Consider the following 14,155-nt stretch of genomic DNA (forward strand, 5'->3'; position numbering starts at 1 on the left):
CCGGTATTCTCTCATTGACCGTGCCGGTCCAGGGCCCACCGCACATGTTCCCGCACACAGGCGCTGGGATGTTCCAGTCGCCGCGTCAGGGCTTCCCGGACGGTGGGTGAGGGCCGGGCATTGCCCAGCCCCACGGCCAGATTGCGTAGCCACCGTTCATGGCCGATGCGCCGGATCACCGACCCTTCGGTGAGTCGCAGGAAGGTCGGCTCGTCCCAGTCGAACAGAGTCACCAGGTCGATGTCATCCAGCCCATGCCGGGCACGAAAGTCCGGTTCCACCGCCACCCCGGCCCGGCGATTCCAGGGGCAGACCAGCTGACAGTCGTCGCAGCCGTAGATCCGGTTGCCCATCAGCGGCCGCAGCGGCTCGGGGATGTTGCCGGGGTGCTCGATGGTGAGATAGGAGATGCAGCGCCGGGCATCCAGTTCATAGGGCGCAACGATGGCCGCGGTGGGGCAGACGTCCAGGCAGGCCCGACAGCGACCGCAGTGACTGCGCTCCGGCTCATCCAGGGGCAGGGGCAGGTCGGTGTAGAGTTCACCGAGGAAGTACCAGGAACCGTGGTGCCGGCTGAGCAGGTTGGTGTGCTTGCCGATCCAGCCCAGTCCGGCCTTCTCCGCCAGGGCCTTTTCCAGCACCGGGGCGCTGTCGACAAAGGCCCGGTAGCCGAAGGGTCCGGTGACCGACTCGATGCGCTCGGCCAGGGTCTGCAGACGCTTGCGGATCACCTTGTGGTAGTCCCGTCCGAGGGCATAGCGGGAGATGAAGGCCGCCTCGGGATCGTCGAGCACGGAGCCGGCGTCCCGGGTCCGGGGCGGCCAGTAGGCCATGCGCACGGAGATGATGCGCAGGGTGCCAGGGACCAGTGCTTCAGGACGGGAGCGCCGGGTGCCGTGGCGGGCCATGTAGTCCATCTCGCCATGGCGGCCCTGGTCCAGCCAGCGCAGCAGATGGGCCTCGTGGACGGCGAGGTCGGTGTCGCAAATGCCGGCCCGGTCAAAGCCCAGTTCCAGCGCCCAGGTCTTGATCCGTTGGGTCAGGGCGAGCAGATCAGTGGTGGTCATCCTGGGCTTATACTACGGCTGACAAGCCCTTTGCCACCGGATCGAGCCTGCCATGTCCGCCGACCTGCCCGAAGCCCTTTACACCGCAGCCCAGGTCCGGGAGTTGGACCGCCGGGCCATCGAGGATCACGGTATTCCCGGTTACACCCTCATGTGCCGGGCCGGCGCGGCCGCCCTGGACCGGCTGAGGCGGCAGTGGCCCGGGGCCCGTACCCTGGCCGTCTGTTGCGGGCCGGGCAACAACGGCGGGGACGGCTATGTGCTGGCTCGCCTGGCCCTGGAGGCGGGTCTGTCGGTGCGGGTGGTGGCGGCCACCGATCCCGCCCGGCTCCGCGGCGAAGCCGAGCGGGCCTGGCGGGACTGGCAGGCCTGCGGTCAGCCCCTGTCGGCGCCGGACGAGGCCCTGGCGGCCGCGGACGTGATCGTGGACGGTTTGCTGGGGACGGGGCTGACGCGGGCGGTGGAAGGCGACATGGCCCGCCTGATCCGCTCCATCAACCGGGCGGCCGGCCCGGTGCTGGCCCTGGACATCCCCTCGGGGCTGAATGCGGATACCGGCGCCGTCATGGGATGTGTGGTGGAGGCCGACGTCACCCTGAGCTTCATCGGCCTCAAACTGGGGCTCATGACCGGGGCGGGTCCGGCCTGTCGGGGGGAACTGTTCATGGATGGGCTGGGGGTTCCGGCGCCGGTGTTCGACGACCTGCCGCCGGCGGCCCGGCGGGTCCGGCCCGACCTGTCCCGGGCCTTCCCGCCGCGATCCCGGGATGCCCACAAGGGCCATTTTGGTCATGTACTGGTGATCGGCGGCGGTCGGGGCATGCCGGGGGCTGTTCGGCTGGCGGGAGAGGCGGCGGCCCGGGTGGGGGCGGGACTGGTGACCCTGGCCACCCATCCCGATCATGCCGCCCTGATTCCCCTGGCGCGACCGGAATTGATGTGCCACGGCATCCAGCGCCCCGGTGACCTGGAGGTCCTGTTGGCGCGGGCCGACGTGGTGGCCGTGGGGCCGGGGCTGGGCACCGGAGACTGGGGGCGGCGCCTGTGGGCGCGCCTCGGGGACTGGGATGGGCCGATGGTGGTGGATGCCGATGGCCTGAATCTGCTGGCCGCCGCCCCCCGATGCCGGGAAGACTGGATTCTGACCCCGCATCCCGGTGAGGCGGCGCGCCTGCTGGGGTGTGACACAGCGACGATCCAGGCCGACCGACCCGGCGCGGCCGCCGCCATTGTCCGGCGCCATGGCGGCGTCTGTGTCCTCAAGGGGGTGGGCAGTCTGATCCGGGATGCATCCGGGCTGCATCTGTGTGATACCGGTAATCCCGGCATGGCTTCCGGCGGCATGGGGGATGTGCTGACCGGTATCATTGCCGGGTTGCTGGCCCAGCATCTGCCCGCGGGCGGGAGCCTGGCAGAGTCGGCGGCCCTGGGTTGCTGGGTCCATGGCGCGGCCGCCGATCGGGCGGCCCGGGTCGGTGAGCGGGGGCTGCTGGCCTCCGATCTTCTATGTCATCTGCGCGAGGTCATCAATTCATGATCCTGGAACTGGCGGACGAGGCCGCCACCGAAGCCTTCGGGGCTCGTCTGGCGGCGGCCTGCCCCCACGAGGGGGTGGTGTTTCTGGAAGGGGACCTGGGGGCGGGCAAGACCACCCTGGTCCGGGGTTTCCTGCGGGGGCTGGGGCATGGGGGGGCGGTCAAGAGTCCCACCTATACCCTGGTGGAACCCTATGACATCGCCGGTCGTCGCATCCTGCACTTTGATCTCTACCGACTGGAGGACCCCGAGGAGCTGGAATACCTGGGGGTTCGCGAGGAACTGGGGGGGCAGGCACTGAATCTGGTGGAGTGGCCGCGGCAGGGGCGGGGCTGGTTGCCGGCGCCGGATCTGTGCCTGTCCCTGACGGCCAGCGGCGCGGGACGTCGTGTGGTGGTGTCGGCGCAAAGCCCCGCCGGTGCGGAGTGGGTACGGCAGGTGATGGAGAATTCACCCTAAGACAGCCGCGTATCTGGCTAATATTACAGCCCTTTCAGGCTTGCAATTCCCGTCTCATCAGCCACACTATAGGAGAGAGTCTGAATCTTTTCAGGGGGTCGGAACCGTGACCGACGACGGATACCAAGCCAGGCGGCGGCAATTCCTGCGAAGTCTGCTGTTCGCCTCCAGTGCGACGGCGGCCGGTCTGTGGTGGCCGGGGGCCGTATGGGCGTCCGGTCAGACGGCGGTGAGAGGGGTGCGCACCTCCGTGGACGGCGAGGTGACGCGTCTGGTGTTCGAGCTCAGTGGTCCGGTGGATCATGCCGTGTTCACCCTCAGCAATCCGGACCGGGTGGTGCTTGATCTGCGCAAGGCCCGGGCCGCCGTCGATCTGCGTGCCGCCGGTGCCGCCTCGGGGCCTTTGCGCGGCGTGCGCCATGCCCCCCGCAATGAACAGGATCTGCGGGTGGTGATCGATCTCAGGCATCCCGTCAGTCCCCGAACCTTCCTCTTGCGGCCCGCCGACGGGGCCGGTCACCGTCTGGTGATCGACCTCCAGCAGGAAGGTGTTGCCGAGCCGGTCGTCACCCAGTCCGTCCGGGAAGCGGTTCGGTCCCGGGATGTGATCGTCGCCATCGATGCCGGACACGGGGGCAAGGACCCGGGCGCCATCGGACCCGGCGGTACCTATGAAAAAGACGTGGTGCTGGCCATTGCCCGCCGTCTGGAGACCCTGGTGCAGCGGGAGCCGGGCATGACGCCGGTGATGATCCGTACCGGCGACTATTTCCTGCCCTTGCGTGAACGCATCAACCGGGCGCGGCAGCAGCATGCCGACGTCTTCATCTCCATCCATGCCGATGCCGCCCCCAATGCCCAGGTGCAGGGTTCCTCTGTCTACATGCTCTCCGATCGCGGCGCCACCAGTGAGGCGGCACGTTGGCTGGCCCAGCGGGAGAACGAGGCCGACCGGCGCCTGGGGGCGGTGCCCATCAACGACAAGGATGACGTCCTGGCCTCGGTCCTGCTGGACCTGACCCAGAACGGCACCCTGGAGGCCAGCAAGACCCTGGCGGATGCCATGATCGGTGAACTGCACCGGGTGGGGAAGGTCCGCAGTCCCCGGGTGGAGCGGGCCGGCTTTGCCGTACTGCGTTCCCCTGACGTGCCTTCCGTGCTGGTGGAGGCCGCCTTCATCTCCAATCCCGCCGAGGAGCGCAAGTTGCGCACGCCGGCCTTCCAGCAGTCCATGGCCGAGGCCTTGCTCGGCGGCCTGCGGGCCTATTTCGACGGCCATGCCCCACCGGGCACCCTGCTGGCGGAACGGCGCCGCGGGCGGCATGTGATCCAGCGCGGCGAGACCCTCTCCGGCATCGCCACCCGCTACCAGGTACCGGTGTCCCAGCTCCGCGCGCACAACAATCTCAGCTCCGATGTCATCCGGGTGGGCCAGGTGCTGGAAATTCCCATGCGGGATAGCTGACGCGCGTGTCCATTCAGGAACTCCCCCCCCAGCTGATCAACCAGATTGCCGCCGGCGAGGTGGTGGAACGTCCATCCTCCGTGGTCAAGGAGTTGCTGGAGAACAGCCTGGACGCCGGTGCCGGTCGCATCCACATCGAGGTGGAGCAGGGCGGGGTGCGGCGTATCCGCATCCGGGACGACGGATGCGGGATTCCGCGCCACGAACTGGCCCTGGCCCTGTCCCGCCATGCCACCAGCAAGATCACCAGTCTGGAGGATCTGGAACGGGTGGCCAGCCTGGGTTTTCGGGGCGAAGCCCTGCCCAGCATTGCCTCGGTCTCCCGCCTGACCCTGACCTCAGCGGTGGCCGGGGAGGATAGCGGCTGGCGCCTGCGGGGCGATGGCGGCGACCGCTTCGACGATCCCGAGCCGGCCCCTCATCCGGTGGGTACCACCATCGACGTCAAGGACCTGTTCTTCAATGTCCCGGCACGGCGCAAGTTCCTGCGCACGGAACGCACCGAGTACGGCCATCTGGAAGAAGTGGTGCGAAGGATCGGGTTGTCCCGCTTCGATGTGACCCTGGACCTGAGTCATAACGGCAAATCCACCCTGCGGCTGCCGGCGGCCTCGTCCCAGGCCGAGCGGGATCATCGGGTGGCTCAGGTCTGTGGCCAGGCTTTCATCGGGCAGTCGGTCTTCATCGAACAGGCCGCCGCCGGTCTCAGGCTGGAGGGTTGGATGGGGTTGCCCACCTTTTCCCGCAGTCAGGCGGATCTGCAGTATTTCTATGTCAACGGTCGCATGGTCCGGGACAAGGTGGTGAGCCATGCGGTGCGTCAGGCCTACCAGGACGTGCTCTATCACGGCCGCCATGCGGCTTTCGTGCTCTACCTGACCCTGGATCCGGTGCTGGTGGATGTGAACGCCCATCCGGCCAAGCATGAAGTGCGCTTTCGCGAGTCGCGGATGGTGCATGATTTCCTCTTCAGCAGTCTGCACCGGGCCCTGGCCGAATTGCGTCCCGGGGTGAAGCCCGCTGCCGGTGAACCTGCCGCCGGCGAGGAGCCCACCCTGGCGGCCACGATGCCGACGACGGGGCCTGTCGTCCCTGTGCCCGCCGTGTCGCCGTCATCCGCTCCGGCGCATTCCCCGTCGGGTCGGGGAAGCGGGGGAGGGTATGGGCCAGGGCCTGTGCGCCAGGGCAGCCTGCACCTGCCGGTGGCCGAGTCCATGGCCGCCTATGCCCGCCTGCACCCGGAGCCGGATCGGTCCGCCGACTCGGCCGCCGAACCGGTGGACCACCCCTTGGGCCATGCCCTGGCTCAGTTGCAGGGCGTCTATATCCTGTCCCAGACCGTGGACGGACTGGTGCTGGTAGACATGCACGCGGGGCATGAACGGGTGACCTATGAGCGTCTCAAGCGGGCCTACTGGTCGGAGGGACTCAAGTCCCAGCCCCTGCTGGTGCCCGAGACCCTGGCCGTGAGCCGGGCCGAGGCGGACACCGCCGAGACTCATCAGGAGGACTTCCGGCGCCTGGGTTTCGAGGTGGACCGGGCCGGGCCCGAGCAGTTGCGGCTGCGGGCGGTGCCCAGCCTGTTGTCCGGGGGCGATACGGCCACCCTGGTGCGGGACGTGATCGCCGATCTCAAGGCCCATGGCCTGTCCCGTCGGGTGGAGGCGCAGGTCAACGCCCTGCTGGCCACCATGGCCTGCCACGGCTCGGTGCGGGCCAACCGGCGCCTGAGCATTCCTGAAATGAACGCCCTGTTGCGGGACATGGAAGCCACCGAGCGCAGCGGCCAGTGCAACCACGGCCGGCCCACCTGGGTCAGCCTGTCCATGGAACAGCTGGACCGTCTGTTCCTGCGGGGCCGCTGACATGACCTCTGCCCCGACACTCCCGCCGGCGGTCTTCCTGATGGGGCCGACGGCCACCGGCAAGACTGATCTGGCCATCCGCCTGTGCGAGTCCCTGCCCCTGGAGATCATCAGCGTGGACTCCGCGCTGATCTATCGGGGTATGGACGTGGGCACCGCCAAGCCCGGGGCCGATGTGCTGGCCCGGGTCCCCCATCATCTGGTGGATATCCTGGACCCGGCCCAGGCCTATTCCGCCGCCCGGTTCCGGGAGGACGCCCTGGCCCTGATGGGCGACATCACGGCGCGGGGGCGGGTGCCCCTGCTGGTGGGCGGGACCATGCTCTATTTCAGGGCCCTGGATTTTGGTCTGGATACCCTGCCGGAAGCGGATCCCGTCATCCGGGCCGGAATCGACGCCCTGGCGGCCGAGCAGGGCTGGGAGGCGGTGCATCGGGAACTGACCCGGGTGGACCCGGTATCGGCCTCGCGCATCCATCCCAACGACCCCCAGCGGCTGCAGCGGGCCCTGGAGGTCTATCGCATCACCGGGTCACCCCTGTCCTCGTTCCATGGGGGGGGCCGTCGTTCGCAACTGCCCTGGCGGGTGTTGCGTCTGGCCCTGATGCCGCCGGATCGTACCCGGTTGAGGGAACGGATTGCCCATCGCTTCCGTCAAATGCTCGGACAGGGTCTGCTGGATGAAGTCAGTGCCCTGCGGGCGCGGGATGACCTGAGTCTGGATCTGCCCGCCATGCGGGCGGTGGGATATCGTCAGGCATGGGAGTATCTGGAGGGTCGGATCGACCATGAGGTCATGGTGGCCCAGGCGATCACCGCCACCCGACAGCTGGCCAAGCGACAGATGACCTGGTTGCGTGGCTATCCCGAGGTGGAAGTGCTGGATCCGGAGCACCTTGACCCCAATGGCGTGCTGGCGCGGGTGCGGGACCACCTGGGGTCGCAATGACCGCTACGCGCCTGCCCGTCCACGTCTGTTCGGGAACGGAATCGGCGTGGGATTTTTGGCTCGGGCGGTATGCTAGACTGAAACCATCAGGCTTGGGGCCGGGATCGTCCACCCCCGCCTGCTGAACACAATCGTGATGACCATAATCCGGGAGCAGACCATGTCAAAAGGGCAGACGCTACAAGAACCCTTTCTCAATACCCTTCGCAAGGAACGCATTCCGGTCTCCATCTACCTGGTGAACGGCATCAAGCTGCAGGGGCAGATCGATTCCTTCGATCAGTTCGTGGTATTGCTCAAGAACAGCGTGAGCCAGATGGTCTACAAGCACGCCATTTCCACCATCGTGCCGTCCCGGCCGGTCAAGCTGTCCACGGGCGATGAGGGTGATCAGGATAGCCATCACTGATGCCTCCGGCAGGCCTTTCCCCCGTCGGGGAAAGGCATCCGACCCATTCACATCGAGGGTGTGACACCACTTGTTCGAAAGACCCCGCAGTGGCGAGCGCGCCATTCTGGTCCATGTGGACCTTCCCGCGCAGGACGGTGATGACGACTGCTCCGAGTTCATGGAGCTGGCCCGCTCCGCTGGTGCCGATCCGCTGGCTCTGGCGACCGGTACCCGTAAGGCGCCCGACCCCCGTTATTTCATCGGCAGCGGCAAGGCGGAGGAAGTCCGCGATCTGGTGGCGGCCCATGGAGCCGAACTGGTCATCTTCGATCACGCCCTCTCGCCAAGCCAGGAGCGCAACCTGGAACGACTGTTCCAGTGCCGGGTGCTGGACCGGTCCGGCCTGATCCTGGACATCTTTGCCCAGCGTGCCCGCTCCCACGAGGGCAAGCTGCAGGTGGAACTGGCCCAGTTGCGCCACATGTCCACCCGGCTGGTGCGGGGCTGGACCCACCTGGAACGGCAAAAGGGCGGCATCGGCCTGCGTGGCCCGGGCGAGACGCAGCTGGAAACCGACCGGCGGCTCCTAGGCGTGCGCATCAAGCAGATCCAGAAACGACTGGAGAAGGTGGAGCAGCAGCGGGAGCAGGGGCGGCAGTCGCGACGGCGGGCGGAGATCCCCACCGTTTCCCTGGTGGGTTACACCAATGCCGGCAAGTCCACCCTGTTCAATCGGCTCACCCAGGCCGGGGTCTATGCTGCCGACCAGCTTTTCGCCACCCTGGATCCGACCCTGCGTCGGGTGGATCTGCCTTCCCAGCAGCGCGTCATTCTGGCGGATACGGTGGGCTTTGTACGTCATCTGCCCCATGACCTGGTGGCGGCCTTTCGCGCCACCCTCACCGAAACCCGGGAAGCGGCGCTGCTGCTGCACGTGGTGGATGCCCATGCCGCCGAGCGGGATATCTATCTACGGCAGGTGGACGAGGTGCTGGAGGAGATCGGCGCCAGGGACGTGCCCCAGGTGCTGGTCTTCAACAAGATCGATCTCATTCCCGGCGCTGAGCCTCGGATCGAGCCGGGTACCGTGGGCACGCCCACCCGGGCCTGGGTATCGGCCCAAACCGGGGCAGGGGTGGACGACCTGTTGCAATGGTTGGGGGACTACTTCGCCGAATCCATCGTCCAGGGCTGGCTGGCGTTACCGCCCCAGGCCGGTCGTGAACGGGCGGGGCTCTATGCCCTGGAGGCGGTGGAAGCCGAGGAGGTGAGCGAAACCGGCGAGCTGCGCCTCAAGGTCAGGCTGCCCCGGCGGCGCCTGGAGGAACTTTTTCGGGGGGGTGGGTTCACACCGAAACTGATGGATGACTAAAATGGGCAGTTTGTACGCCTGATCTGCACGTTTTTCCTGTTATCATCAGACGTTTGATCGCGTTTTCAACGGAGTCAGCTCATGCCCTGGAACGAACCAGGAAACAACAGCAAAGACCCCTGGGGTGGCGGCGGTGGCAACCGTGGCGGCAACCAGGGTCCGCCGGACCTGGATGAGGTCCTGAAGAAACTGTCCAACAAGCTGGGCGCCGTCTTCGGCGGCGGCGGTGGTGGCGAGGGGGGTAACGGTGGCGGCATGGGCAAGCATGCCTCGGCCGGCATCAGCCTGGCCGTCATCCTGGCCCTGGTGATCTGGCTGGCTTCCGGCTTCTTCATCGTCAGCGAGGGTGAGCGGGGCGTAGTGCTGCGCTTTGGCGCCTTCCAGTCCGTGGCCACCCCCGGCCCCAACTGGCATCTGCCCTATCCCATCGAGCGGGTGGAGATCGTCGATATCGACAACATCCGTTCCATCCAGCACCGGGCGCTGATGCTCACGGGCGATGAAAACATCATCGACGTGGATATCGCCGTGCAGTACCGTGTGATGGACCCGGAAAAGTTCCTGTTCAATGTCCGTAACCCGGATGCCACTGCCCGACAGGTGATGGAGTCCGCCATTCGTGAGCGCATCGGCAAGAACACCCTGGAGTTCATTCTGGGTGCCGGTCGTGGCGAGGTGGCCACCTCCGCCCGGGTGGTGATTCAGGAGGCCCTGGACGCCTACGGCGCCGGCATTGCCGTGACCGCCGTGAGTATGCAGCAGGCCCAGCCGCCGGAGCCGGTGCAGGAGGCTTTTGCCGATGCCATCCGTGCCCGTGAGGACGAGGTGCGTTTCCGTAACGAGGCCGAGGCTTATGCCAATACCGTGATTCCCCGCGCCCGCGGCGAGGCGGCCCGACTGATGGAAGAGGCCATGGCCTATCGGGATCAGGTCCTGGCCCAGGCGGAAGGTGACGCGGCCCGTTTCACCCAGTTGCTGACCGAATACCAGTTGGCACCGGAAGTCACCCGCGAGCGTCTGTTCATCGAAACCACTGAAGTGGTGCTGGGTTCTGCCAGCAAGGTGTTCGTGGATGTGAAGGGCGGCAACAACCTGCTGTTCCTGCCCCTGGACAAGCTCATGGGTGGCGACGGCCAGGCCCTGCGGGATGCTCGCGCTTCCGGCACCACGCCATCCACCCTCTCCACCCGTCCCATGCCGTTGCAGCCCCTCAATCAGCAGCGGCCTGATCCCCGTTCCCGGGAGGTGCGTTGATGTTTAGGATCGCAGCGATTGCCATAGCCGTTGCGGCCTTGGTCGTGTGGATGTCCACCTTCACGGTGGACGAGAGAGACCGCGTGATCGTGTTCAGTCTGGGCGAGATCAAGCGCACGGACCTGGACCCGGGGCTGCATTTCAAGTTCCCCATCGTCAACAACGTGCGCAAGTTCGATGCCCGGATCATGACCCTGGACATCCCGCCGGACCGGTTCCTCACCAGTGAGGCCAAGAACGTCATCGTCGACTTCTATGCAAAGTGGCGTATCGACGACGTGGGTCAGTTCTTCCGTGCCACCCGGGGTGACGAGCGCAATGCCCAGGACCGCATGGCGCAGATCCTGCGCGACGGCATGCGTAACGAGTTCGCCCGATACACCCTGGATCAGGTGGTATCCGGTGAGCGCATCACCATCATGGGTGCGGTGCGCGAGCAGGCCCTGGACACCGCTCGTGAGTTGGGCGTGACCCTGGTGGACGTGCGCATCCGCCGCATGGACCTGCCCGACGAGGTGAGTGAGTCGGTGTTCAGCCGGATGCGCGCCGAGCGTGAGCGTATCGCCCAGGACTTCCGTGCCCGTGGTCAGGAGCAGGCAGAGCGCATCCGCGCTGATGCAGACCGTCAGCGCACGGTGATCATCGCCAACGCCTATCGTGACGCCGAGCAGATCCGGGGGGAAGGTGACGCATCGGCGGCAGCGGCCTATGCCGCGGCCTACGAGCAGGACACGGAATTCTTCACCTTCTACCGCAGCCTGCTGGCCTATCGCAACACCATGGTGGGTAAGGACAACTTCTATGTCCTGGAGCCGGATTCCCAGTTCTTCCGCTATTTCCAAGACCCCATGGGCATGGGCAGACCCCGGGAGCAGTGATCCCGACGGTTTGAAATCCGTGACAGCGGCGGCCCCTGTGGCCGCCGTTTGTCGTCCGGCAACCGGCATCGTTTCTTTCCTCCCCCCCTGGGGGGGGCTGATCAACGCGAGGTCACTCCCTCATTATGTGGTCCGATCTGCTGGCGGCACTGGCCCTGCTCATGATCATCGAAGGCCTGCTGCCGTTTCTCAATCCCGCCGGTTTTCGCCGTGGCCTGCTGCAGGTGGCCGAACTGCCCGACAACGTGCTGCGGGGGATCGGCCTGTTCAGCCTGTTGACCGGGGCTTTGGTCCTCTGGTGGATACGGGCATGACGCCGCATTTTTCGTGATGCCGGCCGGCTCGGGTTATAATGCCGCACCCATCCAAGCGATTCTTTCACATGACTGATTCCAACCGCTGGCTGTTGCCGGAAGGTATCGACGAGGCCCTGCCGCCGCTGGCGGAGCGTCTGGAAACCTGCCGTCGCCGCATCCTTGACCTTTATCACGGCTGGGGCTACGAGCTGGTGATGCCGCCCTTCGTGGAATACCTGGAGTCCCTGCTCACGGGCACCGGCCACGGCCTGGACCTGCAGACCTTCAAGCTCACCGATCAGCTCAATGGCCGACTCATGGGCGTGCGCGCCGACATGACCCCGCAGGTGGCCCGGATTGATGCCCATCGCCTCAAGCGCGAGGGGGTCAGTCGTCTGTGCTACGTGGGCACTGTGTTGCATACCCGTCCCGACGGCTTTGCCGGTTCCCGCAGCCTGTTGCAACTGGGGGCAGAACTGTACGGTCATGCCGGTCTGGCCAGTGACGTGGAGATCCTGCGCCTGATGCTGGAGACCCTGGCGGTCTGCGAAGTGGACACTCCCTGCGTGGACCTGGGGCATGTGGGCATTTTCCGCAGCCTGGCCGCCGACGCGGCGCTGGACCCGGAGCAGGAAACCCGTCTGTTCGACCTGCTGCAACGCAAGGCTCTGCCGGAAATCCGTACCTGCCTGGCTCAGCTGCCGATCACTGCGGATCAGCGCCGGCGCCTGGGTGTCCTGGCGGATCTGAACGGCGACCGGGACACCCTGGACCGGGCCCGCATCGAACTGGCCGGTGCCGACGATGCCGTGATGATCTCCCTGGACGCCCTGGAACACCTGGCGCAGGCAGTGCAAGCCTCCCACCCCGATGTGACCCTGCACGTGGATCTGGCGGAACTGCGGGGTTATCACTATCACACCGGCCTGGTCTTTGCCGCCTACCTGCCCGGCAACGGCCAGGAAGTGGCCCGCGGCGGCCGTTATGACGACATCGGGCGCGTGTTCGGGCGCGCCCGTCCGGCCACCGGTTTCAGCGCCGATCTCAAGACTCTGGTGCGCCTGTCCCGGTGTCCGGAGCGGGCCGCGCCGGGGGGCATCCTGGCGCCGGCGGACCCGGACCCGGCCCTGAACCACGCCATCGTCGACCTGCGTTGCCGGGGAGAGCGGGTGATCCAGGGGCTGGACGGGCAGAATAACGATGCAGTGGCCCTGGGCTGTGACCGGGTGCTGGTCAAGACAAACAATCAGTGGACAGTGGTGGACGCTTGAAAATGAGTAAATTCGTGGTAGTCCTGGGCAGTCAGTGGGGCGATGAAGGCAAGGGCAAGGTCGTGGACCTGCTCACCGAAAAGGCCGCCGCCGTAGTGCGGTTCCAGGGGGGGCACAACGCCGGTCATACCCTGGTGATCGAAGGCAAGAAAACGGTATTGCACCTGATTCCCTCCGGCATCCTGCGGGAGGGGGTGGAGTGCATGATCGGCAACGGCGTGGTGCTCTCCCCCGAAGCTTTGCTCAAGGAAATGGCCATGCTGGAAGACAACGGCGTGCCAGTGCGGGAGCGTCTGCGCCTGTCGGAATCCTGCCAGCTGATCCTACCGTTTCATGTCAGCCTGGATCAGGCCCGGGAAAAGGCCCGGGGCGCCTCCGCCATCGGCACCACCGGTCGCGGCATCGGTCCGGCCTATGAGGACAAGATTGCCCGCCGCGGCCTGCGTCTGGGGGATCTGTTCCACCGGGATCGTTTTGCCGCCAAGCTGGGCGAGGTGCTCAATTATCACAATTTCGTGCTCAAGCATTATTTCCACACCGACACCATCGATTTTCAGCAGGTGCTGGAACAATCCCTGGCCATGGGCGAGCAGCTCAAGCCCTTGGTGATCGACGTGCCGGAGCGTCTGCGCAACCTGCGTAATGCAGGGGCGGCGGTGATGTTCGAAGGCGCCCAGGGCACCCTGCTGGACGTGGACCACGGCACTTATCCCTTCGTGACTTCCTCCAATACTACCGCCGGTGGCGTCTGCACCGGCAGCGGTGTGGGTCCGCTGGACCTGGACTACGTGCTGGGGATCACCAAGGCCTACACCACCCGGGTGGGTGCCGGTCCGTTCCCCACCGAACTGTTCGATACCATGGGCGAGCATCTGGCCCGCCGCGGTCATGAGTTCGGTTCCACCACCGGCCGTCCCCGTCGCTGCGGCTGGTTCGATGCCGTGGCCCTCAAGCGGGCCGTGTCCATCAACAGCATCAGCGGCCTTTGCATCACCAAGCTGGACGTGCTGGATGGCCTGGAGACCCTGCAGATCTGCGTGGGCTACCGCTGCGGCGACACCATGGTCACCGAACCTCCGGCCGGCGCTGAATCCTATGCCGAATGCGAACCGGTGTACGAAGAAATGCCCGGCTGGCAGGAGTCCACCCTGGGGATTACCGAATACGACCGTCTGCCCCCCAACGCCCGCGCCTACCTGGAGCGTATCCAGGCGATCGCTGGTATCCCGGTGGATATCATCTCCACCGGCCCCGACCGGGATCAGACCATCCTGATGCGTCATCCCTTCCAGTAAGGGCAGGGGAGTGCCGGCGGTCCGCCGTTCGGTCTCCCCGATTCTCTTCCTCTCCCC

Annotated in this window: 13 protein-coding genes; 12 read left to right on the forward strand and 1 reads right to left on the reverse strand. The window is 66.4% G+C overall.

Annotated features, from left to right (window positions below):
* Positions 1–11: 11 nt before the first annotated feature.
* Positions 12–1,067: a tRNA epoxyqueuosine(34) reductase QueG gene (gene queG, locus ECTPHS_RS00365; protein WP_008930676.1), complete on the reverse strand. Its 1,056-nt coding sequence runs from the start codon at positions 1,065–1,067 to the stop codon at positions 12–14.
* Positions 1,068–1,119: 52 nt separating this feature from the next.
* Here queG and ECTPHS_RS00370 point away from each other — a divergent pair, with 52 nt between their 5' ends.
* The 12 genes from ECTPHS_RS00370 to ECTPHS_RS00425 all read left to right on the forward strand — a co-directional run bounded on the left by ECTPHS_RS00370 (position 1,120) and on the right by ECTPHS_RS00425 (position 14,098).
* Positions 1,120–2,604: a bifunctional ADP-dependent NAD(P)H-hydrate dehydratase/NAD(P)H-hydrate epimerase gene (locus ECTPHS_RS00370; RefSeq protein ID WP_008930677.1), complete on the forward strand. Its 1,485-nt coding sequence runs from the start codon at positions 1,120–1,122 to the stop codon at positions 2,602–2,604.
* The gene (gene tsaE / locus ECTPHS_RS00375; protein WP_008930678.1) at positions 2,601–3,062 is read left to right on the forward strand and encodes a tRNA (adenosine(37)-N6)-threonylcarbamoyltransferase complex ATPase subunit type 1 TsaE; all 462 of its coding nucleotides are present in this window, start codon (positions 2,601–2,603) and stop codon (positions 3,060–3,062) included. The genes ECTPHS_RS00370 and tsaE overlap by 4 nt, the downstream gene beginning before the upstream one ends.
* A 106-nt stretch (positions 3,063–3,168) precedes the next feature.
* Entirely contained in the window at positions 3,169–4,527 is a 1,359-nt protein-coding gene (locus ECTPHS_RS00380; RefSeq protein ID WP_008930679.1) for an N-acetylmuramoyl-L-alanine amidase, read from the forward strand.
* 5 nt (positions 4,528–4,532) lie between these two features.
* On the forward strand, positions 4,533–6,392 hold the full coding sequence (gene mutL, locus ECTPHS_RS00385) for a DNA mismatch repair endonuclease MutL (protein WP_008930680.1): 1,860 nt from the start codon (positions 4,533–4,535) through the stop codon (positions 6,390–6,392).
* Between the two features lies 1 nt (position 6,393).
* Entirely contained in the window at positions 6,394–7,341 is a 948-nt protein-coding gene (gene miaA / locus ECTPHS_RS00390) for a tRNA (adenosine(37)-N6)-dimethylallyltransferase MiaA (protein WP_040404598.1), read from the forward strand.
* Positions 7,342–7,501: 160 nt separating this feature from the next.
* A complete protein-coding gene (gene hfq / locus ECTPHS_RS00395) occupies positions 7,502–7,750 on the forward strand; it encodes an RNA chaperone Hfq (RefSeq protein ID WP_008930682.1) in 249 nt (82 codons plus the stop codon).
* Positions 7,751–7,820: 70 nt separating this feature from the next.
* Positions 7,821–9,104 carry a ribosome rescue GTPase HflX gene (gene hflX, locus ECTPHS_RS00400; protein WP_008930683.1) on the forward strand — a complete coding sequence of 428 codons (1,284 nt, stop codon included), beginning with the start codon at positions 7,821–7,823 and terminating at the stop codon, positions 9,102–9,104.
* A gap of 81 nt (positions 9,105–9,185) precedes the next feature.
* Positions 9,186–10,358, forward strand: a complete 1,173-nt coding sequence (hflK, locus tag ECTPHS_RS00405; protein ID WP_008930684.1) for an FtsH protease activity modulator HflK — start codon at positions 9,186–9,188, stop codon at positions 10,356–10,358.
* Positions 10,358–11,236 carry a protease modulator HflC gene (gene hflC, locus ECTPHS_RS00410; protein WP_040404599.1) on the forward strand — a complete coding sequence of 293 codons (879 nt, stop codon included), beginning with the start codon at positions 10,358–10,360 and terminating at the stop codon, positions 11,234–11,236. Before hflK ends, hflC begins: the two co-directional genes overlap by 1 nt.
* 125 nt (positions 11,237–11,361) lie before the next feature.
* Positions 11,362–11,550: a DUF2065 domain-containing protein gene (locus ECTPHS_RS00415; protein ID WP_008930686.1), complete on the forward strand. Its 189-nt coding sequence runs from the start codon at positions 11,362–11,364 to the stop codon at positions 11,548–11,550.
* A gap of 68 nt (positions 11,551–11,618) precedes the next feature.
* Positions 11,619–12,803 (forward strand): ATP phosphoribosyltransferase regulatory subunit, encoded by a 1,185-nt coding sequence (locus ECTPHS_RS00420; protein WP_008930687.1) that lies wholly within the window; start codon positions 11,619–11,621, stop codon positions 12,801–12,803.
* A gap of 2 nt (positions 12,804–12,805) precedes the next feature.
* Complete coding sequence (locus ECTPHS_RS00425; RefSeq protein WP_008930688.1) at positions 12,806–14,098, forward strand: adenylosuccinate synthase; 1,293 nt, start codon at positions 12,806–12,808, stop codon at positions 14,096–14,098.
* The last annotated feature ends 57 nt before the right edge of the window (positions 14,099–14,155 follow it).

The organism is Ectothiorhodospira sp. PHS-1 (assembly GCF_000225005.1).
Taxonomy (GTDB): Bacteria; Pseudomonadota; Gammaproteobacteria; order Ectothiorhodospirales; family Ectothiorhodospiraceae; genus Ectothiorhodospira.

What these genes read in the sequence shown, in the direction of transcription:
- queG (WP_008930676.1), bottom strand. Translation starts at nt 1,067, where the DNA reads ATGACCACCACTGATCTGCTCGCCCTGACCCAACGGATCAAGACCTGG.
- ECTPHS_RS00370 (WP_008930677.1), top strand. Translation starts at nt 1,120, where the DNA reads ATGTCCGCCGACCTGCCCGAAGCCCTTTACACCGCAGCCCAGGTCCGG.
- tsaE (WP_008930678.1), top strand. Translation starts at nt 2,601, where the DNA reads ATGATCCTGGAACTGGCGGACGAGGCCGCCACCGAAGCCTTCGGGGCT.
- miaA (WP_040404598.1), top strand. Translation starts at nt 6,394, where the DNA reads ATGACCTCTGCCCCGACACTCCCGCCGGCGGTCTTCCTGATGGGGCCG.
- hfq (WP_008930682.1), top strand. Translation starts at nt 7,502, where the DNA reads ATGTCAAAAGGGCAGACGCTACAAGAACCCTTTCTCAATACCCTTCGC.
- hflK (WP_008930684.1), top strand. Translation starts at nt 9,186, where the DNA reads ATGCCCTGGAACGAACCAGGAAACAACAGCAAAGACCCCTGGGGTGGC.
- hflC (WP_040404599.1), top strand. Translation starts at nt 10,358, where the DNA reads ATGTTTAGGATCGCAGCGATTGCCATAGCCGTTGCGGCCTTGGTCGTG.
- ECTPHS_RS00415 (WP_008930686.1), top strand. Translation starts at nt 11,362, where the DNA reads ATGTGGTCCGATCTGCTGGCGGCACTGGCCCTGCTCATGATCATCGAA.
- ECTPHS_RS00420 (WP_008930687.1), top strand. Translation starts at nt 11,619, where the DNA reads ATGACTGATTCCAACCGCTGGCTGTTGCCGGAAGGTATCGACGAGGCC.
- ECTPHS_RS00425 (WP_008930688.1), top strand. Translation starts at nt 12,806, where the DNA reads ATGAGTAAATTCGTGGTAGTCCTGGGCAGTCAGTGGGGCGATGAAGGC.